We start from the raw sequence: 19,393 nt of genomic DNA, 5'->3' as shown, positions 1-19,393 counted from the left end.
GGATACTGCTGGAGAGGAAAATACTCTGTACTCAGTTTCAAAACTCCAAAGTTCTTGTCCAGTATTAATATCTACCGCATATAGATTTTCATCAACACTCCCAAAATAAACAACATCTCCGGATACTGCTGGAGAGGAAAGCACACTGTACTCAGTTTCAAACTTCCACACCATTTGCGTTCGTTCTGTTGGACCTCCTGAGGGATACACTCCGGTTCGCTGTAAATTGGCTCTAAACATAGCCGTCTGTTGACCACCCATTTGGCCACTCACAACACCGCCAAGTAGGATGGCGGTTACCGTTGTTCCCACAAAAAATCGAATCCCAATTTTCATAGATTGCCTCCATTTCCGTAAAAAATTTGCTGGTTCGTTTTCTGGTTAGCCATCAATCCCAAATTGAACTTACACGAACGCCCAAACATTATTCACCTATTCTTATTTTGCCACGGTTTGATTGTAAAAAAAACGCCCGCTTTAGCAAACTTAGAGGAAATTTATAAGTTTTTACAGGCTCCTTGATTGCTTTTTTGGGAGAAAATGAGTCCAGAAATTTCCACTTTATCATATCGTGTTAGCATTTTTATTTTTGGAATAGGGGAAAACAGCTATTCCCACCTCAAGAGTTGAGCGATCGCTTACCATATTTATAGCATTTTCAACTAAAATAGAAATAGAGTATTTTTCTGAAATTTAGAAACCCTGTAAAAACAAACCGTCACCTCTGAAACTGTCGAAGGGTCGTTTCTCCCTACTCAATGCACCCCACATAAAACAGATCGAAAAACTATATATATCTAGAAAACACAATTATGGGTACTAGATTTTTCAGAGCGATGGGGAGTTTTAAATATTATATAGCATACATGACCCGATCGCGTGCTGTCAAATCCAATCAATGTATTGTCTTTTCGTGGCTGGAAGTAAGATAATCGCGGGGATTGCCGATGGGATTGTAACTCATTTCTATGGCTTTTCCTCCAATCGCGATCGCCCCATCAAAGCTGCTGGTTCCTTCTCAGCTGGGAAAAACCAACCGAAATCGCCACCTTAGAAGGAGAAAACCGCCACTGCCGTAGCTTGCCACTTCGCGGCTTGGGAGAATCAGCAGCCGAAATCCTAAAAAACAAAGGATTAACCGACGAACCAAAATGGGAAAACCTCATCCAACGCTACAGCGGCAACCCCTCCTGGCTAAACATCATCGCTTCTACCATCCAAGATTTGTTTAACGGTAGCGTCGATCGCTTCCTATCCTATCCTACCCTCTTTTTAGGAGACTTAGAATCTATCCTGCAAACCCACTACCAACGCCTATCTGACGCAGAAAAAACAGTCATGCTGTGGCTGGCAAACCAACATGCCGCCAATATTGCCGATAAACCAACTGATTTGGCTGTATCTGACGCCGAGTTTCTAAAAGCAGTACAATCTTTGCGCAAACGGGGATTAATCGAAAAAGAAACCAATAGCGGAGAATCGCTGTTCGCCGTTCAATCTCTGTTTAAAGCTTACCTACAAAATAACTGAACATCGCCGCCAAATATGGTCAATTACTGAAATAGATGTCTAATTATCTTGCAATTGTTCGCAATTTGGTCGTCTAAATAAACCACCGGAACTTGTCATCGTTCGAGTTCGTACATAAATTGTACTTGATTCATCCCGCAAAATTCAGCTGCTTTGCCCAGAGACAGTCGGCAAAATCAAATAACTTATAAGTCAGCAAAAAGAGCAATTCCACTTCTAAGGTTTGGGAAAATTTGCCAGAAGTGATGAGTCGTCATCAGAATAGGGGATAGACAGATGAGGCGTGGTTCTCTTTGTTTGAATTTCCTGAAATTTTAATCTAGATCGAACAATTTGGCGAGTTACCCACCAACCAAGAACCATCCCTTTCCAGAAAATCCCCCAGAACCTCCCCGTTGATGTTGTAGAATAGTTATATGAAATCCGTTTGAATAGATTGAATCGCTCTCCAACCCCCGGTTGTCGCCGTCCCCGCTTACTAAGGGAGACGACAGGGGGTTCTTCCCCATAAGTCTATAGCAGGATTTCATATTAAAAATCAAACAGAACAAACGTACAATACAACCAGCCACGCGGCAATTGGTTGCTATTGTTCTTCCATGGCTAAACGATGACGGCGGCGAAAACACCTTCCCAACATCTCCAGCAAACACCCACAACCTCTCGACTCCAGCATTACCTGGAAGATGCGGGGTTGGCTAATGGAGAAATGACGCTTTCCGAATATACGCCTTCGCCAACGGTGGCAGCAGATGTTGTGTGTTTGCCGTATACTCTCGATGGTGGGGATGGGGAAAGCAACCGTCGCCAAATTTTATTAGATGCTTGGCAGGCTTGCCGCCAGGTTTTGGCTGTGGCTGCTGCGGTAACTCTCGATAGCAACGATGACCAACAGTTGGTTCTGGCTGAAAATATGTTTGCCGCCGATAGCAGCCAATCTTACTTTCACCAAGAGGAACTGCAACGCTTTATCGCCGCCACCCTAAATCTTAACAGCCATCATATTGTACCGGCGGCGTTGGGAATTTTTTTCGTGTTTCGCCACCCTCACCGCAAGCAGCAATATCTCTTCTCTCGCTACGCTACCACCAATGCTTCCCGTCAGAATTTGTTAATTTATCTGGCGGCAACGAAACCTCCTTGGGATGAAATTCCTCCCAGCCTGCAGCAGCAAATTCTCGATGAGTTTGAAACCTACGATCGCGCCATCGAAATCTGCGATCGCATTTTACAACAAATCCAACAACCCCACCAGCGCAGCGAACTGATTCAATCCAGTACCATCGGCAAAAAGCTACCGACGGCTGTATACGTTCACACGTCGGCAATTTCCCATCTCGATCCGCGCTTGCAACTACTAATCGCGATCGCAACCCAAAAAACTGGCAAAATCACCGAAGCCAATATCGTCAAATTTGCCCTCGACGCTGCCAAACTATCCTATCTCTTTTATCCCGATTTTGACACCCATCCCCACCCTCCCCTGCAAGCCAGCCTGCAACTGGAAATTGATTTTACCCAGCAACAACCGCTATCCCTGCGTTACCGCCAATACGAAACCACCGACAATCCACCAATTTTGCATCGCAAAGAAACCCTGGTTGCCACCGACTATCCCCACTACGAAACTTTTGCCAAACTAACCCGCCAAGAAAGCTATCTGGGATTGCTGGATAATCCCCAACAAATCGGTACCCAAAAAGCATGGCAACGTCGCTTGGATGAGTTCGGCGTCAAAATTGTCGAACATCAGGTATACTGGCAACAGCAGGATAGCGATGCTGGCGAGGTGGCTGCCAATTTCCCCAAGCAGCCGTTTCCCCAAATAGAAATTCAACGCCATCGTGCTGCGATCGCGCGTAAAGAACTTTCCAGACCCGTACGTTTGGCTTTAGAGTTGGGATTGTTTGCGCCAGGAACCACGTTTTTTGATTACGGTTGCGGTCACGGTGGCGATGTTTCGCGTATTGCCAAACGGGGATACGAAAGCGCCGGTTGGGATCCGTATTATGTTCCCGATGCCGAAATTCGCAGCGCCGATATTGTGAATTTGGGCTATGTTATTAATGTTATTGAAGACCAAGCCGAACGTCAAGAAGCTTTGGTGCGCGCTTGGCATCTGACCAACCAGATTTTAATTGTTTCGGCGCAGGTGTTAATTGAAGACCGTCAAGGTGGTCATCCCATGGCTTACGGCGATGGTATTATTACCCGCCGCAATACCTTTCAAAAATATTACGACCAGGAAGAATTAAAAACCTACATCGACCAGGTTTTGGGTGTGGATTCGGTGGCGATTGGGTTGGGAATTTATTTGGTATTTCGCGATGAAAACCAAGCGGGAACGTTTCGCGCGTCTCAATTTCGTTCCCGTACGCGCACTCCCCGCATTCGCCAACCTAGCAAGCGGTTTGAAGACTATCAGGATATGTTACAACCGCTCATAGATTTTATCAGCGATCGCGGTCGTTTGCCCAAAAGCGGCGAACTGAGTTGCAAAGAAGAAATTAAATCTGAATTTGGCACGTTTTATCAAGCGTTTCAACTCATTTTACAGGCAACCGATATGGAAGAATGGGATGAAATTCGAGAACGGCGCTGTCGGGATTTGCTGGTGTATCTGGCTTTAAGCAAGTTCGACCAACGCAGCCTGCGGAAACAGCTAACGCCAAACATGAAAGCGGATATCAAAGCTTTTTTTGGCAGCCAGCGATCGGCACTCGCTTTAGCGGAACAGCTACTTTATAAATTATCAGATATGTCGTTGGTTCGCGATCGCTGTCGGGAAAGTCACGTTGGCGATTTGGATTCGCAAGGATTGTCGGTTCATATCAGCGCCTTGTCGGAGTTAGAACCCCTTTTGCGGGTTTACGAAGGATGCGCCAGCTGTAGCATTGGCAGAATGGAATCCGCCAATGTGATTAAATTGCACGGTCAAGTTCCGCAAGTTACCTATCTATACTATCCCGATTTCGACACCAATCCCCATCCGGTTTTGCAAAGTTTTATGAAAGTCGATTTGCGGAATTTGCACGTTACCTACGGCGATTTAGAATCGGATAGCAACCCGCCAATTTTACACCGCAAGGATGCGTTGGTGATGTCAGACTATCCGGGATATGAAAAATTTGCCCGCCTAACCCGCCAGGAGGAAAAATGGGGTCTTCTCGACGATAGGCAATCGATTCAAACCAAGAAAGCTTGGGAAAGATGCCTGCAAGAGCATTGTGCTACCTTAAAAGGACACCGGGTTTGTTGGCGCGAAGATGCCGATCCCGATCGCGTGAGGGTAATTGAGAATAAGAAGCAATTGCGGCGGCAATCGTAGGGGTAAGCCCCCGTGCTTACCCCCCTCCAGAATTTCCCTTGCGGCAATCGTAGGGGTAAGCCCCCGTGCTTACCCCCTTCCAAAATTTCCCTTGCGGCAATCGTAGGGATAAACCCCCGTGCTTACCCCCTTCCAGAATTTCCCTTCTCCCACACTTGCCTTTTGAGGATTTTTTTCTGGTAATACAAAATCCGTATCATATCAACCATGAAAACCTATAGGAATCGGGCAACCACGGGGGGTTGCCCCTACGGATGAAAACCTATAGGAATCGGGCAACCACGGGGGGTTGCCCCTACGGAAACCATGAAAACCTATAGGAATCGGGCAACCACGGGGAGTTGCCCCTACGGGAATTGTGTTTTTTGTGTTGCGGATTTGGCAGAAATGGGGTGATTGGCATCAGAAAAGAGCGATCGCGCAATGGAGCAACCGAACTTACAGTCACACGACACCCCAATATACCCTACTCTCTAGTATAAAAGATAATTTTCTGTTTTGCTACTAAAAAATCTAAAAATGATACGGATACCAACGATTCCCGAAACCGAAATTTTATCGATTCATTTTCCTCGCCATCTTGCCTTGTACGTAACCCAAGAACAGTTTGCGGCATTGGCTGCTGTCAATCGGGATTTGCGATTGGAACGAACTGCCAAAGGAGAATTAATTGTAAACCCACCGACTGGTTGGCAAACGGGAGAATACAATAGCAAAATTTCCGGAGAATTATATATGGTGGCGCAACGCCAATGAACCGGGGAAAATTTTTGATTCTTCTACTGGTTTTGTTTTACCCAATGGTGCCATTCGTTCTCCCGATGCTTGTTGGGTTTGCCAACAACGTTGGAATGTACTAGTACCAGAAAAAAAAGACACTTTTCCTTAAATTTGTCCCGATTTTGTGGTGGCGTTGCGTTCTGCTTCGGATAATTTGTCTTCCCTACCAGGAAAAATGGGAGAATATATGGAAAATGGCGCGAAATTGGGTTGGTTACTTGACCCGCAAAATCGGCGCGTTGAAATTTATCGCTCTCAATCGCCGGTGGAAGTTTTGGAAAATCCTACGGAATTGTCTGGTGAGGAAATTTTGCCGGGATTTCGACTTAGCTTGCAGCGGATTTGGAAGGATGAATAAAATCGCGATCGCTACCTGCATGGTTTGAATCCAATTTTCCTATCCATACTCCGAATAAAAATGCTATAGCAATTTCTACAATTCGTTCCGGCGATCCTTCTATATAACCATCTGAACGAATTTGCGATCGCCCTTTTTTCAATTCTCAGCAATGCATCTGGTTGCGGTTCGTTATCCCCATCCAAGCGTACGGTTGTATTATCTGCAACTTGAACGCCTGGTGTCGCTGTCCAGTAGTTTCCCAGCCATGCCATAATGCAAGCATGAATTTTTCCATGACCAATCCGAACTGGCGACCCCATACAAACAATTCCTTACGATCGGTTCTGCTTTTTTTAGATTGTGCATCGCCTGATAACGTCGCTCGAATTCTTTTCTCGTCAAGCGATCGCCATTTTCTACTCGATTCGCGAATCAACCCTACTTCTATTTGATGCTATAGCAACTACCAGCGAAGGCGCAGACATCAAATTCTAATTTTGAGAATCAGCCCCCCATAGCTATTTCAAATATTTCTCAATTGTCTTAACCAGAACAGCAATTCTATTTAAATTTCTATAAAGTTCCGCCAATTTGTTTTATTTTAACCGGTTTCGTGTTTTACCATAGAGACAGTAGCAAAACCACGCGCCATTCTAGCACCGCTTGCCGGTAAGAAATATAAAAAATGGCGCAAAGGAGGAGAATTATGGTTCGTTTTTTCTACAAACTTTTGTAAAAATCCCTAGATAAAATTGTCGAATTATGCAAGGAAATAGGCATGGTTTACGATGTAGCAATTGTGGGTGGTGGTGTCATTGGTTGCGCCATTGCCAGAGAATTAATGCGCTACCGGATTAGCGCTATTCTCATCGAAAAAGAAAGCGAAGTTGGATTTGGAACCAGCAAAGCCAACAGTGGTATTATTCACGGCGGACATCACGTAGAACCCGATACCCTCAAAGGGAAATTAGAGTGGGAAGGCAACCAAATGTGGGATGCCTTGGCGGAGGAATTGGGATTTGGATTCGAACGCATTGGCGAGTTGACAGTAGCGCGATCGCACGATGAAATTCCTACCTTAGAACGTTTGCAGAAACGCGGTCAAGAGAAAGGCGTTCCGGGGTTGGAAATTTGGCAGCAGGAACGCTTGCAACAAGAAGAACCTCACCTCAGCGAAGATATTATAGCAGCTTTACATGCCCCCACCACCGGGGTAGTGAACCCCTACGAAGCTTGTTTTGCCCTGATGGAAAACGCCACCATCAACGGGTTGGACTTTTCCGGCGATACACTCGTACAAGATTTGCAAACCGATGGCGAGATTTGGCGCTTGCAAACCTCCAAAGGCGAAATCGCCAGTCGTTATGTTATCAATGCGGCGGGATTGTTTGCCGATAAAATTGCTGAGATGGCAGGGGTAGGTGATTTTACCATTTCCCCGCGCAAAGGCGAAGAATACTTACTCGACAAACGCCTCAAAGGCTTGGTAAAACGGATTGTGTTTCCCTGTCCTACCCCCGTTTCCAAAGGCATTTTGGTCATTCCCACCTACGACGGTACCCTGATGGTGGGTCCAACCGCAGAAATGGTGGATGATAGGGAAGACCTATCCACCTCCAAAGCTGGTGGCGAACATGTATTTCAGTCAGTACAACCCATCGTTCCCGGCATCAGTCCGCGAGATTGCATTGCTGAATTTGCTGGTTTGCGCGCTGTTAGCAATACGGAAGATTTTATCATCGGACCCACCAGTAAAAAAGGGTTTATCAACGTCGCCGGCATCCAATCGCCAGGGTTAACCGCTGCCCCTGCGATCGCGGATAGTGTGTTGCAAATCCTACAAGAATCAGGATTAAAGCTAGCAGAAAACGACGAATTTCAACCAGGAATCAGCAAACCCATCCATTTTGCCTCCCTCCCCACCGAGGAACAAATGGAACTGGCAGCCAAAGACCCCAGTTACGGTCGCATTGTCTGTCGCTGCGAACTCATTAGCGAAGGGGAAATCCGAGATGCCATCCGTCGCGGCGCGCGTACCTTGGATGGGATTAAATTCCGCACCCGCGCTGGTATGGGACGCTGTCAGGGAGGTTTTTGTACGTCCCGTTGCATGGAACTGCTGTCGGAGGCTTGGGAAACCCCAATTCACGAAATTACCAAACGCGGCGGTGATTCTTGGGTTGTACGTGCAAGAGAAGAGGTACAAAACCAATGATAGCAACAAGTACCAAACATATTCAATCGGAATACGATGTCGTCGTGGTCGGTGGCGGTCCGGCGGGGATGGCAGCGGCTTTGGGTGCCAAAGAAGCGGGTAGCGATCGCGTTTTGATGGTAGACCGAGAAAAAGAAGCCGGCGGCATCCTGTTGCAGTGCATCCATCCCGGATTTGGCTTGCAACATTTCAAAGAAGAACTCACAGGACCGGAATACGCCCAGCGATTTTTAGAACAAGTCCTGGAAAAAGACATCGACCTGGCTTGCGATGCTTACGTTCTCGATATTGACAAAGATAAGCGCGTCAAACTGATGTCGGGAAGCGAAGGGGTGAAAGTGATTTCCACCAAAGCAACGGTTTTGGCAATGGGTGCCAGGGAACGCACGCGCGGCGCTATTCGTACCCCCGGCAGGCGACCATCTGGCGTATTAACGGCTGGTTTGGCACAGAAATTTGTCAATATGCTGGGACAGTTGCCCGGACATCGCGCGGTTTTGCTGGGGTCTGGGGATATTGGTTTGATTATGGCGCGGCGACTCACTTTAGAAGGGGTAGCGGTGGCTGGCGTATTTGAATTAATGCCATTTGCCAACGGACTCAACCGCAATATTGTGCAGTGCTTGCACGATTACGATATTCCCTTACACTTGTCTACTACGGTGGTTGATATTCAAGGACGCGATCGCGTTGAAAAAGTTACGGTGGCACCGGTAGACGAACATCTCACCCCCATGATGGAAAAAAGCTGGGATATCGAGTGCGATACTCTGTTGCTGTCTATTGGGTTGATTCCGGAAAACGAACTTTCCCACCAGCTGCAACTGCGTATCGACCCAGTGACGCGCGGTCCGGTAGTTAACAGTATGATGGAAACCTCCATGGATGGGGTATTTGCTTGTGGTAATGTGGCGCATATTCACGATTTGGTGGATTTTGTTAGCCAAGAATCCCTACTAGCCGGACGCAATGCTGGCTGGTACGTGACCCAAAATCGCCCACCAGCGGATAATATTCGCCTGATTCCTGGGGAAAATGTGGCGTATTGCGTTCCCCATACCATTTCAAGCGATCGCAATCATACCGTATACATGCGGGTTCGCCGTCCCATGCAAGACTGCGTTTTGCGTTTATCAGACGTGTATGAGAAGAAAATTCGCTATGCCTTTCCCGCCGAGATGGTGAATCTGAAAGTTCGTCCCAAAATCCTGGAAAATTTCCACGGGGATACGTTGCGAGTGGATATCGTTCCCCAAGAACAAGCGTAACCAAAAGAGGAAACATGATGAGCGAAGAAACTCAAGTTACTCACTATCTTTGTATCGGCTGTCCCCTGGGATGTCGTTTGGAAGTGGAAGCGGAAGAAGACACCGGAGATATTGTCGAAATCCGGGGATTTAGCTGCAAGCGTGGCGAAAAGTATGCGATGCAAGAACATACCGAACCCCGTCGCATGGTTACCACCACGGTAGCGATTCGCAATGGCATTTGGGGACGGTTGCCGGTGAAAACCACCGAGGCGATTCCTAAAGAAAAAGTTATGGACTTGTGCCATCAGTTGCGCCAGGTTACACTAGAGGCACCCGTGGAAATAGGCGAGGTGGTTTTGCCGAATGTCTTCGATACTGGCATCGACGTGGTTGCTTCCCGGAGTATGCCACAAGTATCCGGATTTGCTATACCAAAAGGGAATTTAATTCAAAATTAGATCTTTTTGGGTGACAATGAAATTTCAGCGTTTGTTTTCGATTTCTCTTTTACTTGGCGTTGCCAGTTCCTTGAATGCCGATACGTACAGCAATGCGATCGCATCATCCCCGCCTACCTTAGCACAAAGTACCCGGCCGCAACTAATCGAAGCGGTTTGCGGTCGGGGCAATGTTATCCGCAAAGACGGTCAGCTGGCTTGTGGTACTTGTCCGAGTTTTGTAAGTACAAATTGGCAAGAACCTTTTCAGTTAGAAGAACTGCACTACGGTAGCTACACCGGTTCCCATATTCGAGAAGCCTATGTAGATTTTAGCGGTTGCGAACCCCATGCCAGCAATTTTGGCGGCAGCGTTTTACTCAGGCAACAAGCCAATGGTTGGCAAGTGGTTCGTTACGACCGGGGTTTTCGTTCCCACACTTGCGATTTGCTGACTACGGCAAGTGGTCGAGATAAATTGGTTTGCCAAGGTGGATATATGGGACAGGGATATGAAATCCAATCGGCAGATATCCTGGATATTGGCAGCAACGAAACCCAACAAAAAGATTTGTTTTCGGTAAGGTCGAATGTTGCCAGTTGCCGTCCTCCTTACTATCAAAATCAAATTGTTGGTTGGACTTGGTCTAATGAAAATCAAGACCAATGGCAAGATTTGGTGGTGACCATCAGTTCTGCGGCCGAATCTTCCCAACAGCAACCTAGTTCCCAAATGTCTTGTGAAGAACCCCAGCTACCGGAACCCACCCAACATCGTTTGGTGTTTCTTTCTGATGGAGAAACCCTGGAACCTACACAAGAAACACTGCAAATTTTAGAATACGCAATTCCCCCTACCCAAACCCCATAGAAAAATAAAAATTGTCAGGGAAACTTGAAATTATACGAAATCCGACGGTATCTTCGTGGGAATATTGAATCGAATCTCTAAATCTCCAGACAATCTTCCTTATTTCGTATTGTACCATTTTTTTAATAATGATTCCCTGCAATTTGCCAATTTTCCTGGTAGGGGTGCTCACGCGTTGCACCCCTCAAAATACTAGATATCCTTGAAGTTAAGGAATTTATTGGATTTCAGATATTTTCTCCGGTTTGCGGTTGGGTTTTGCGTGCTAGAATAAAAAATCCTGTATGGGCCACCATGCGATCGCGTGGTCGAATTCGTTCCGGATTGAGTTTGTAATTGCGCAGGAAAATTTCGGTAACCTCCATCAACATAAAATGATTTTGCTTCAACGACTGCATGGTTTCGCTAATTTGATTGGTAGTGGGAACAAACACCCCTACATGTCCGGACCCTTTTAAAGCTGTGTATACTTGGTCGATAACTTCCCAAGGTTTTTTCAAATCCAAAAAGAAAGCATCTAATTGGGTTTGTTCGATGCCTTCTTCTACGGGTCGGTTGTAGAAAATAATATTATCGTATTCTTTCCCGTTTTCCAGATTTCGGCGAATAATATCGGCATTGTCGCGATTGCTTTCGTAGGTAAAAACTTTGCCTTCCTTGCCAACCGAACGGGAAAGTGCTAGCGTAAAAGCGCCAGAACCAGTTCCGGCTTCTCCTACGTATTTACCGGGAAATATATCCATTCTCGCCAACATGTATCCCGCATCTTTCGGATAAATAATTTGCGACCAACGCTGCAATCCTTCCATGATGTAGTCTTGCAGGTCGCATTCGAGAAGGCAATAGGATTTGCCCTTAAATTCGAACCAACTGCCAATTTCTAGTTGGCGTAATTGTTCGCAGGTAATTTTGCCGTTGGGGAGGGAAATCCATTCTTTATCTTCTACGTTCGCTGCTTTGTAAAATTCTGCGTTGTCGGTGATAATTCTCCATTTTTTTAGTCCTTCACTCATAAAACTCCTGAGGTTGCTATCTTATTGTTGCCATCCCAGCAATATCGCGACACGATTGCTATCAATCCAGATAAGACAATTTTAAAATAAAACGATTCTATTAGAAAAAATTTTTTTCTCTAGCATTCAAAAATGCCCGGTGTAGGGATTTCCGGGCAGTGTTTGGGGAAGCGATCGCACAATTGTACGGAAAAAAATTAACCTAGTTGGAAGTGTTTGCGAACGTGGCTGCGAATGGTCCAAGTACAAGACATGTCGGCGGGAAAGGTGACCAAATCGCCTTTTTTGATTTCGACTGGTTCGCCGCCGTCGGGGGTGACCACTACATCGCCTTCTAGTAAGTAGCAGGTTTCTGGTTCGTCGTATTTCCAGGGGAATTCGGAGGGTTCTTTTTCCCAAGTTGGCCAGTTGAAAACGCCGAGTTGCTGGAGTCGGTCTTGGGAGGGTTGTCTTTCGATGCTGATGTTCTGATTTTGCGTGGTGGTCATGTCTCCCTGGCCTCCTATTGCTAGCTTCAGGAGGTTATTTTATCGAATTTAGGCAAGTTTTTGCAGGTGCGGACACCACGAATCGGTTATAATTGAATTGGCAAATGTACCAGCGATCGCTACAATTAAATCAACAGGATCCGCAGGATCGATAGAATTGTTCTACAAACGTTCATATATTCAGCAGACGTTAGCAAGTAAATTTGGCGATCGTGAAAAAAATTCTTGTTGTTCTACACCAATCAACCTCCAAAACTGGTTTGGTCGGTCAGGTATTGCGCTCTTTTGGCTATACTTTAGACATTCGTATTCCTAGCGTGGGAGACGAACTACCAACCAGTATGGAAAACCATGCCGCCGCCATTGTGTTTGGCGGTCCCATGAGTGCCAACGATGGCGATACCTTACCTTTTATCCGCCAGGAACTGAACTGGATCGAAACAGCGTTGAACGCCCAGAAGCCTTTTTTGGGAATTTGTTTGGGGGCACAAATGCTGGCTAAAGTTTTGGGAGGGTCAGTTTATTCCCGCCCCGACGGTTGGGTGGAAATTGGCTATTATCCCCTCTATCCCACACCACAGGGGCAGCAGGAACTGGGCCATTTGCGCTGTGTTTATCACTGGCATAAGGAAGGCTTTGAATTACCTCAGGGTGCCGTACGGCTCGCTCGTGGCGATCGCTTTGCCAATCAAGCCTTCCGTTATAAAAACCATGCCTATGGCTTGCAGTTTCATCCGGAAATACACCGGAAAGCCATCAAAGTTTGGACCGAAAGAGGTGCCGAACAGTTGAGCTTTCGCGGTGCCCAACCCCTAACCGAGCAGCTGCAAAAATACGATTTGTACGGCCAGCAAGCCGCCAACTGGCTGCCTGGTTTTTTACGGTCGTGGCTGCAGTGCGATCGCATTGCCCAGCAACAGGTCATATCAAGTTAGAACGAGGTTGGAACGTTTCCGCCTGTCGCAGTTTTTCGTACAATTCCCGCTCTTGGTTGCCCAACTCTTTGGGAACCACCACTTGGATTTCCACCAGCTGGTCCCCGCGCTCTCCTTGTTCGTCGGGATAGCCTTTCCCAGCCAAACGCAGGCACTGACCCGATTGTACCCCAGCGGGAACGTGCATTTTCACCCAACCGTCAATAGTGGGCACCTCCACCATTCCTCCCAAAGCCGCTTCTGCTGGGGTAATGGGTACCTTACAATAAATATCCTGTCCCTGAAGTTGGAAAAACTTGTGGGGGGCAATGGTAATTTTTAAATATAAATCGCCGCCCCCAATGCCTTGTCCTTTCACCCGGACGCGCTGACCTGTATTCGTGGCTGGGGGCATATCCACTTCCAAAGAACGCCCATCTTCCAAACGAATGCGTTCGCGACCGCCACGGTAAGCTTTTTCCAAAGGAATCGTCAAGTGAGCTTCCACATCCCGTTGTTGGGCAGCACTGCGGGAGGTAACCGTGTACTGGGTTTTCACGCGACCGGGGCGAAAATCGTCGCTGGTCGTGCTTTTGCGGGTGGTACTTTGACCGCGCTTGGCTCCTTGGCTGCCGTATTCGCTGTTATACGGTCGCGAGGCAGTCCTCTTTTGCCCCAACAACTCTTCCACAAATACATTAAAATCGGAAAACTGGCTGATATCGACCTTGCGATCGGATTTTCCCGACCGAGAGGTAGCACTGGCAGTTCCCTGCTTGCCATTGGTTCCGCGTGGGTTCCAAGTTTTTGCCCCTGGACGCCACATGCTGCGCCCAGCGAACCCTTTGGGCTGCCAGTAGCGAGCAAACTGGTTGTATTGAGCGCGTTTTTCCGGGTCGGAGAGAACCTCGTAAGCCTCTCCCAAGTCCTTAAACTTTTCCTCCGCTTTTTGGTCGCCAGGATTTAAATCGGGGTGATACTTGCGAGCCAATCGCCGGTAGGCCTTTTTGATTTCTTCAATGGAGGCACTGGGATCCACCCCTAAAATTTCGTAGTAGTTGCGAAAGTTTTCCATACGAACAAGATACGCTTGATACTCTAACGGTTAGCCGTCTGTGGCAGAGAGCTTTCCGGAAAAAAAATAGTTGCTAGCGATGTAACCCGGGCGGCAGGGCGGTTAGAACCAATCGTCCTCATCATCCCAATCTTCATCGTAAGCATTGGTTCGGGGAATGCGCCGCTGCTTGTAGCGGGAGGGACCCTCAAACAGGCGATCGTCTATTATGCTACCGGACTTTTTGCGGCGGCGATCGCCCCAATCGCGATCGTCGTAATCGTAGTCATAATCATCGTACTCGCTATCGTCCCCAGAAAGCGTCCGCCGAACGGCACTCAACCAATTGTCTTCCTCCTCCTCTTCGCGGTAGTATTCTGCCACCTGACGGCGCAGTTCGTACAGCGCATCCTGCAACTGGGATGTAGCCAGATCGATCCCCCGTTCGTCGTCGCGTTTGAGACTGTCGCGCAACTCCTGAACCAGCGATTCAATTTGACGGCGCAATCCCTGGGCAAACTGCAAACCAAAATCCAAACTAACTTCCCGCAGTTGCCGTTGCGCTTGGAAAGCCAGAGTTTCGGCGCGATTGCGTCGGTCCACCCGTTCGCGCTGTTCGCGGTCCTGTTCGGCAAATTTTTCGGCCTCTTGAATCATACGGTTGACTTCCGATTCGCTCAAGGTGGAAGCTCCCTGAATAGTGAGGCTTTGTTCGCGACCGGTGGTTTTATCCAACGCCGTTACCTGTAAAATTCCGTTGGCATCGATATCGAAGGAAACCTGAACCTGAGCCACTCCCCGCGGCGCTGGCGGCAATCCCATGAGCTTAAACCGCCCCAAGGATTTGTTATCTTTGGCCATTTCCCGCTCTCCCTGAACCACGTGGACTTCCACCACGGTTTGGTTGTCTTCGGAGGTAGAGAAAACATCGGAACGGCGTACGGGAATGGTGGTGTTGCGGGGAATGAGCTTTTTCATTACCCCACCAATCGTTTCCAAGCCCAACGATAGGGGCGTCACATCCAGCAGCAGGATATCTTGAAGCTCCCCTTCTAGAATCCCCCCTTGAATGGCGGCCCCTACGGCTACCACTTCGTCGGGATTGACATTTTGGTTGGGTTCCCGTCCAATGGTACCGGTAACCAGTTCTTGAATCATGGGCATGCGGGTCGCGCCCCCCACCAACACCACGTCGTCAATTTGGGCGGGGGTCAATCCCGCATCGGCAAGGGCTTTTTTCAGGGGAATCCGCAGGCGTTTGAGCAAGTCCTCGCACATGCCTTCAAATTGCGCCCGCGTCAGTTTGGTTTCTAAGTGTTTGGGACCGTCGGCGGTGGCAGTGATAAAGGGCAGATTGATATCTGTAGCCCCCATCCCCGATAGTTCGATTTTCGCTTTTTCCGCCGCTTCCATGAGCCTTTGCAAGCTCTGGCGATCGCGACGCAAATCAATTTGTTCTTGTTCCCAAAATTGGTCTGCCAGCCAGTCTACAATCTTGCGGTCGAAATCGTTGCCCCCCAACTGACTGTCACCGCTGGTGGCGCGTACTTCAAATACGCCGTCGCCTACTTCCAAAACCGTCACGTCAAAGGTGCCACCGCCGAGGTCGTAGACCAAAATGGTTTTGTTCTCCCCCCGTTCCATCCCGTAAGCCAAAGCCGCAGCGGTGGGTTCGTTTAAAATCCGTTTGACCTCCAAACCAGCAATGCGACCGGCATCCCGGGTAGCCTGGCGTTGGGAATCGTTAAAATAAGCCGGAACGGTAATGACCACGCCAGTAACGGCTTCTCCCAAATAGCGGCTGGCTTCGTCGGCTAGCTTGCGCAGCACCATTGCCGAAATTTCTTCTGGAGCAAATTCCCGACGCAATCGCGGACAGCGCAGGCGAATTTTATCTTCGTCGTTGCGGCGAATGGTATAGGGAACTTTTTTGGAAACGGGACTAAGCTCGTTGTAGCGACGACCGATGTACCGCTTCACCCCATAAAATGTGTTTTGGGGGTTGAGAATGGCTTGCCGTCTGGCCATTTGACCGACCAAACGCTCTCCCTCTTTGCTGAATCCCACCACAGAAGGGGTGGTGCGCAACCCCTCTGAATTGAGAATGACAGTGGGTTTGCCACCTTCCATGACCGAAACGACGGAGTTGGTTGTCCCAAGATCGATACCGACTACCTTTCCCATGATGCGATGATTTGCTCCTTTTCAGTTAACTCCGCTGGTTGGCGCTCGAACGAGAACCGAACGTGGGGGGCGATCGCAGCTACAATCAAGCATAAAGGATTGTTACCGTCCAGAAAAGTCCCCGGCCGAACGGGTCTGCTGGCAACCTGGAATTCCGGCTTTGGCTGCTTGCCCCATCCTTAAGATTAAGAGTTGTTACTTTCCATTCTATCGCTTCCGTTGCTGTCTCTAGGAAGCCAGACCATCGCGATCGCGATCTTTTCCCCAATTTCTAAATTTTTCAAGCTACAGTGAAATAGCAGATCGAACCACCCTCCAGGCGATCGCCAGAATTTAAACATTCCATCAAGTTCAGGGGAAACCGAAACCGTATGTTTTCTAAATTAGCCAAAACCAGTTCCCGGCAGCGAGAAATCCTCGAAGTGGTTTTCCGCAACGGTTGGGACTACATGCGGCGTTTGCTCAGCGGCAAAAAAGCAGATGAACCAGAATTACCCACCCCGGCGGTTTTGCGCAATATTTTAATCGATTTGGGACCGGTTTACGTCAAGTTGGGACAGCTCTTAAGTACCCGTCCCGACCTCATGCCACCTGCTTATATTGAAGCTTTAACCGACCTACAAGCCAATGTCCCGCCAGTTCCCTGGTCGCAAATCGAAGTCGCCATGCGCCAACAGTTGCAGCAACCGTTGGAAAATGCTTTTGAATATGTTAACCCAGACCCCATTGCCGCCGGTTCCATCGGACAAATCCATCGCGGTCAAACCAAAAACGGCTACGAAGTCGCCATTAAAGTCCAACGTCCCGGCATTGGCGAAGTGGTAGAACAAGATATCAGCATCGTTCGCGGTTTGGCAGAATTGGTATCTCGTACGGAGTTTGGCGAATACTACGACCCCGTTTCCCTCGCCGACGAATTTGCCAGCGCCTTGCGTTCGGAATTGGATTTCATGCAAGAAGCCACCTACACGGATGCCTTGCGCCGCAATCTCTCCCAAAGCCGCTGGTTTGACCCCTCTCGCGTGGAAATCCCCGAGGTGTACTGGGATCTGACCACAGAAAAAATGCTCACCATCGAGTGGCTGGAAGGAACGCCAATTTTAGAAGCCGACCTCGATGGCAAAGCTCCCCAAAACGGCAAAAAGCCAAAAACCGACCAAGCTACCTCCAACAAAGAAATTGCCAATCTCCTGTTGCGGGTGTTTTTCCAACAAATTTACGTCGATGGTTTCTTCCACGCCGACCCCCACCCGGGAAATGTTTTTTACCTGCAAGACCGGCGCGTCGCTTTGCTAGACTGCGGTATGGTGGGTCGTCTCGATCCCCGCACCCAGCGCATTCTCACCGAACTTCTGTTGGCTATTGTTAATTTAGACGGCCAGCGCTGCGCTCACCTAACTCTAGATTTGGCTGATGCCAACCAAGGTACCAATGTGGCGCGTTTGGAAGCCGACTACAACCGTTTGCTGCGCCGCTACTACAACCGCAATTTAGCGGAAATTAATTTTAGCGAGTTGGTCTACGAAGTGCTACAAACCGCCCGGGAAAACCACGTCAAACTGCCGGGCAATATCGGTTTGTATTCCAAAACTATTGCCAATCTCGAAGGCGTCGCCCGCACGTTGGACCCGGAGTTCAATCTTTCGGAACAAATTAAACCCCTGATGAGCGATTTGTTGCGCCAGCAAATTATTGGCGACTCTCCTTTACCAGCTTTGTTGCAAACGGCTTTAGAAACCAAAAGTCTTTCTTTGTCAACCCCGCGTCAGTTGGAATTGCTCCTAGGTGGCATTACCACCGAAACCCTACGCTGGAATCTCACTTTAGAGGATTTGGATGGATTGCGCCGGAGTTTGGACGACTCCGCCAACCGCCTCTCTTTCAGCATTGTTGTTGGTTCGCTGATTGTCGGTGCAGCAATTATCTTTTCCGAAGGTGGCAGTACGCAGTTATTTTTCGCCAGCAGTACCCTCTTTTCCGCCGCCAGTCTCCTCGGTTTGTGGCTGGTAATTAGTATTCTTCGTTCCGGACGCTTGAAGTGAGAGGCAATCGGGCGTCCCGAGCGTGGGAGATTGGGGAATTTAGGAAATAAATTTATTTTGGTCTCCCACGCTCCCATGTCCTCATGCCAAAAACTACCGAATCTGCTTCTCCCCAGGCTTGGTCCGCAGGGTCACATTCATCCCTTCCTGGGTTTGTTCTAAGACCAACAAGGGGGTAGGTTTGGCTTTTTGGTCCCAGTGCATGTATGCCATGCGTCCTTGAATGGTGGGCTGCCAGGTTTCTGCTTCTTCTCCCGGACTTAAGAAAGCTTCGATACACTCAGTTACTTCGTTAATTGTAGCGGATGTGGTTTGTGTGGGTAGCTTAGCTAATTTGATTTCAATACGAAAGAGGACACCTTTGGTGCTCTCGTCGTACTCATCGGTTTGATAAGTAACATCAAAGGTTTCGTCCACCATGCGCGCTTTTCCTTTGGTTTCTGGTTTGGGACGCAAAGCGGCGCGGAATTTATCGTTGACTTGGGCTTTGATTTGATTGACAATGGCGGCGTTGAAGTGTTCTTCCGCCATGCGCATGCGCAAGTAGTCTAGGTTGAAATCCCGCGAGTGCACCAAATCGGGATTTTTCTCCATTTTGGCGATGGTGCTCAAAGCCATTTTGTATTTCTTTTGCAGCTCTCGCAAGCGAAACTGTTCCGTGCGTAATTTCTTTTCAAATTGCTTGCTCTTGCGTTGGTACAAAATGGACAGTCCAATTAACAAAAATAAAAGCACAAAGGAAGCACCCATCCATACCTGTTCCGCAGAAATTCCTCTTTGCGGGTTTTGGTTGGTTGGGGCTTGCGCTATGCTGGGTTGGGAGACGACAATTTGAGTAGGCATGGGAACGAATCTGCTACTTCCTAATAGGTTATTTACTGGACAATAATTGACTTTTATTGACTTGATAGTCGTAGCCATCTTTCTTAAAGATTGGCTGGATGTGA

The 19,393-nt window shown here is 48.2% G+C and carries 15 protein-coding genes and 2 pseudogenes; 10 read left to right on the top strand and 7 right to left on the bottom strand.

What is annotated here, in order from left to right:
- Nucleotides 1-336, bottom strand: a 336-nt coding sequence (locus AS151_RS13260) for a PQQ-binding-like beta-propeller repeat protein (protein WP_170861400.1), incomplete at its 3' end; no start/stop codon positions are given.
- A gap of 562 nt (nucleotides 337-898) precedes the next feature.
- Between AS151_RS13260 and AS151_RS22835 the strand changes: the two genes are divergently transcribed.
- The 4 genes and pseudogenes from AS151_RS22835 (at nucleotide 899) to AS151_RS13245 (ending at nucleotide 5,996) form a co-directional block, all read left to right on the top strand.
- The gene (locus tag AS151_RS22835) at nucleotides 899-1,054 is read left to right on the top strand and encodes a hypothetical protein (protein ID WP_244533005.1); all 156 of its coding nucleotides are present in this window, start codon (nucleotides 899-901) and stop codon (nucleotides 1,052-1,054) included.
- A gap of 26 nt (nucleotides 1,055-1,080) precedes the next feature.
- The gene (locus AS151_RS13255) at nucleotides 1,081-1,530 is read left to right on the top strand and encodes a hypothetical protein (RefSeq protein ID WP_244533004.1); all 450 of its coding nucleotides are present in this window, start codon (nucleotides 1,081-1,083) and stop codon (nucleotides 1,528-1,530) included.
- A gap of 610 nt (nucleotides 1,531-2,140) precedes the next feature.
- Nucleotides 2,141-4,858, top strand: a complete 2,718-nt coding sequence (locus tag AS151_RS13250) for a DNA phosphorothioation-associated putative methyltransferase (RefSeq protein ID WP_244533002.1) — start codon at nucleotides 2,141-2,143, stop codon at nucleotides 4,856-4,858.
- Between the two features lie 519 nt (nucleotides 4,859-5,377).
- Nucleotides 5,378-5,996, top strand: a pseudogene (locus tag AS151_RS13245) (Uma2 family endonuclease).
- Nucleotides 5,997-6,057: 61 nt separating this feature from the next.
- Here the strand turns inward: AS151_RS13245 and AS151_RS22830 are convergent.
- Nucleotides 6,058-6,380 (bottom strand): annotated as a pseudogene (locus AS151_RS22830) (Uma2 family endonuclease); the annotation flags it as partial.
- Between the two features lie 376 nt (nucleotides 6,381-6,756).
- Here AS151_RS22830 and AS151_RS13240 point away from each other — a divergent pair.
- From AS151_RS13240 to AS151_RS13225, 4 genes are read left to right on the top strand one after another with little or no spacing between them, the layout of a single operon-like run.
- Nucleotides 6,757-8,193 carry an NAD(P)/FAD-dependent oxidoreductase gene (locus AS151_RS13240; protein WP_071517538.1) on the top strand — a complete coding sequence of 479 codons (1,437 nt, stop codon included), beginning with the start codon at nucleotides 6,757-6,759 and terminating at the stop codon, nucleotides 8,191-8,193.
- On the top strand, nucleotides 8,190-9,461 hold the full coding sequence (locus AS151_RS13235; RefSeq protein ID WP_071517537.1) for an FAD-dependent oxidoreductase: 1,272 nt from the start codon (nucleotides 8,190-8,192) through the stop codon (nucleotides 9,459-9,461). The genes AS151_RS13240 and AS151_RS13235 overlap by 4 nt, the downstream gene beginning before the upstream one ends.
- A gap of 14 nt (nucleotides 9,462-9,475) precedes the next feature.
- Entirely contained in the window at nucleotides 9,476-9,901 is a 426-nt protein-coding gene (locus tag AS151_RS13230) for a DUF1667 domain-containing protein (RefSeq protein ID WP_139240653.1), read from the top strand.
- A gap of 16 nt (nucleotides 9,902-9,917) precedes the next feature.
- The gene (locus AS151_RS13225) at nucleotides 9,918-10,751 is read left to right on the top strand and encodes a hypothetical protein (protein ID WP_071517535.1); all 834 of its coding nucleotides are present in this window, start codon (nucleotides 9,918-9,920) and stop codon (nucleotides 10,749-10,751) included.
- Nucleotides 10,752-10,978: 227 nt separating this feature from the next.
- Here AS151_RS13225 and AS151_RS13220 read toward each other — a convergent pair whose 3' ends face one another.
- Nucleotides 10,979-11,764: a hypothetical protein gene (locus tag AS151_RS13220; protein WP_071517534.1), complete on the bottom strand. Its 786-nt coding sequence runs from the start codon at nucleotides 11,762-11,764 to the stop codon at nucleotides 10,979-10,981.
- Nucleotides 11,765-11,961: 197 nt separating this feature from the next.
- Entirely contained in the window at nucleotides 11,962-12,252 is a 291-nt protein-coding gene (locus tag AS151_RS13215) for a cupin domain-containing protein (protein WP_071517533.1), read from the bottom strand.
- A 212-nt stretch (nucleotides 12,253-12,464) separates the two neighbouring features.
- On the opposite strand from AS151_RS13215, the gene AS151_RS13210 reads away from it, so the two are divergent.
- Nucleotides 12,465-13,187, top strand: coding sequence for a gamma-glutamyl-gamma-aminobutyrate hydrolase family protein (locus tag AS151_RS13210; protein WP_071517539.1), 723 nt, complete (start codon nucleotides 12,465-12,467; stop codon nucleotides 13,185-13,187).
- On the opposite strand, the gene AS151_RS13205 is transcribed toward AS151_RS13210, so the two are convergent.
- The gene (locus AS151_RS13205) at nucleotides 13,174-14,241 is read right to left on the bottom strand and encodes a J domain-containing protein (RefSeq protein WP_071517532.1); all 1,068 of its coding nucleotides are present in this window, start codon (nucleotides 14,239-14,241) and stop codon (nucleotides 13,174-13,176) included. The genes AS151_RS13210 and AS151_RS13205 overlap by 14 nt on opposite strands.
- 102 nt (nucleotides 14,242-14,343) lie before the next feature.
- The gene (gene dnaK, locus AS151_RS13200) at nucleotides 14,344-16,404 is read right to left on the bottom strand and encodes a molecular chaperone DnaK (RefSeq protein ID WP_071517531.1); all 2,061 of its coding nucleotides are present in this window, start codon (nucleotides 16,402-16,404) and stop codon (nucleotides 14,344-14,346) included.
- Nucleotides 16,405-16,775: 371 nt separating this feature from the next.
- Here dnaK and AS151_RS13195 point away from each other — a divergent pair, with 371 nt between their 5' ends.
- The gene (locus AS151_RS13195; RefSeq protein WP_071517530.1) at nucleotides 16,776-18,446 is read left to right on the top strand and encodes an AarF/ABC1/UbiB kinase family protein; all 1,671 of its coding nucleotides are present in this window, start codon (nucleotides 16,776-16,778) and stop codon (nucleotides 18,444-18,446) included.
- Between the two features lie 93 nt (nucleotides 18,447-18,539).
- Here the strand turns inward: AS151_RS13195 and AS151_RS13190 are convergent, their stop codons facing one another.
- The gene (locus AS151_RS13190) at nucleotides 18,540-19,289 is read right to left on the bottom strand and encodes a hypothetical protein (RefSeq protein WP_071517529.1); all 750 of its coding nucleotides are present in this window, start codon (nucleotides 19,287-19,289) and stop codon (nucleotides 18,540-18,542) included.
- Nucleotides 19,290-19,393 lie beyond the last annotated feature (104 nt).

This window comes from Geitlerinema sp. PCC 9228 (assembly GCF_001870905.1).
Classification (GTDB): Bacteria; Cyanobacteriota; Cyanobacteriia; order Cyanobacteriales; family PCC-9228; genus PCC-9228.
Note: the sequence above shows the minus strand (reverse complement) of the source record. Positions and strands in the feature narration are given on the sequence as shown.

What these genes read in the sequence shown, in the direction of transcription:
- AS151_RS22835 (WP_244533005.1), top strand. Translation starts at nt 899, where the DNA reads ATGTATTGTCTTTTCGTGGCTGGAAGTAAGATAATCGCGGGGATTGCC.
- AS151_RS13205 (WP_071517532.1), bottom strand. Translation starts at nt 14,241, where the DNA reads ATGGAAAACTTTCGCAACTACTACGAAATTTTAGGGGTGGATCCCAGT.
- AS151_RS13250 (WP_244533002.1), top strand. Translation starts at nt 2,141, where the DNA reads ATGACGGCGGCGAAAACACCTTCCCAACATCTCCAGCAAACACCCACA.
- AS151_RS13240 (WP_071517538.1), top strand. Translation starts at nt 6,757, where the DNA reads ATGGTTTACGATGTAGCAATTGTGGGTGGTGGTGTCATTGGTTGCGCC.
- AS151_RS13190 (WP_071517529.1), bottom strand. Translation starts at nt 19,289, where the DNA reads ATGCCTACTCAAATTGTCGTCTCCCAACCCAGCATAGCGCAAGCCCCA.
- AS151_RS13235 (WP_071517537.1), top strand. Translation starts at nt 8,190, where the DNA reads ATGATAGCAACAAGTACCAAACATATTCAATCGGAATACGATGTCGTC.
- dnaK (WP_071517531.1), bottom strand. Translation starts at nt 16,404, where the DNA reads ATGGGAAAGGTAGTCGGTATCGATCTTGGGACAACCAACTCCGTCGTT.
- AS151_RS13215 (WP_071517533.1), bottom strand. Translation starts at nt 12,252, where the DNA reads ATGACCACCACGCAAAATCAGAACATCAGCATCGAAAGACAACCCTCC.
- AS151_RS13230 (WP_139240653.1), top strand. Translation starts at nt 9,476, where the DNA reads ATGATGAGCGAAGAAACTCAAGTTACTCACTATCTTTGTATCGGCTGT.
- AS151_RS13195 (WP_071517530.1), top strand. Translation starts at nt 16,776, where the DNA reads ATGTTTTCTAAATTAGCCAAAACCAGTTCCCGGCAGCGAGAAATCCTC.
- AS151_RS13225 (WP_071517535.1), top strand. Translation starts at nt 9,918, where the DNA reads ATGAAATTTCAGCGTTTGTTTTCGATTTCTCTTTTACTTGGCGTTGCC.
- AS151_RS13220 (WP_071517534.1), bottom strand. Translation starts at nt 11,764, where the DNA reads ATGAGTGAAGGACTAAAAAAATGGAGAATTATCACCGACAACGCAGAA.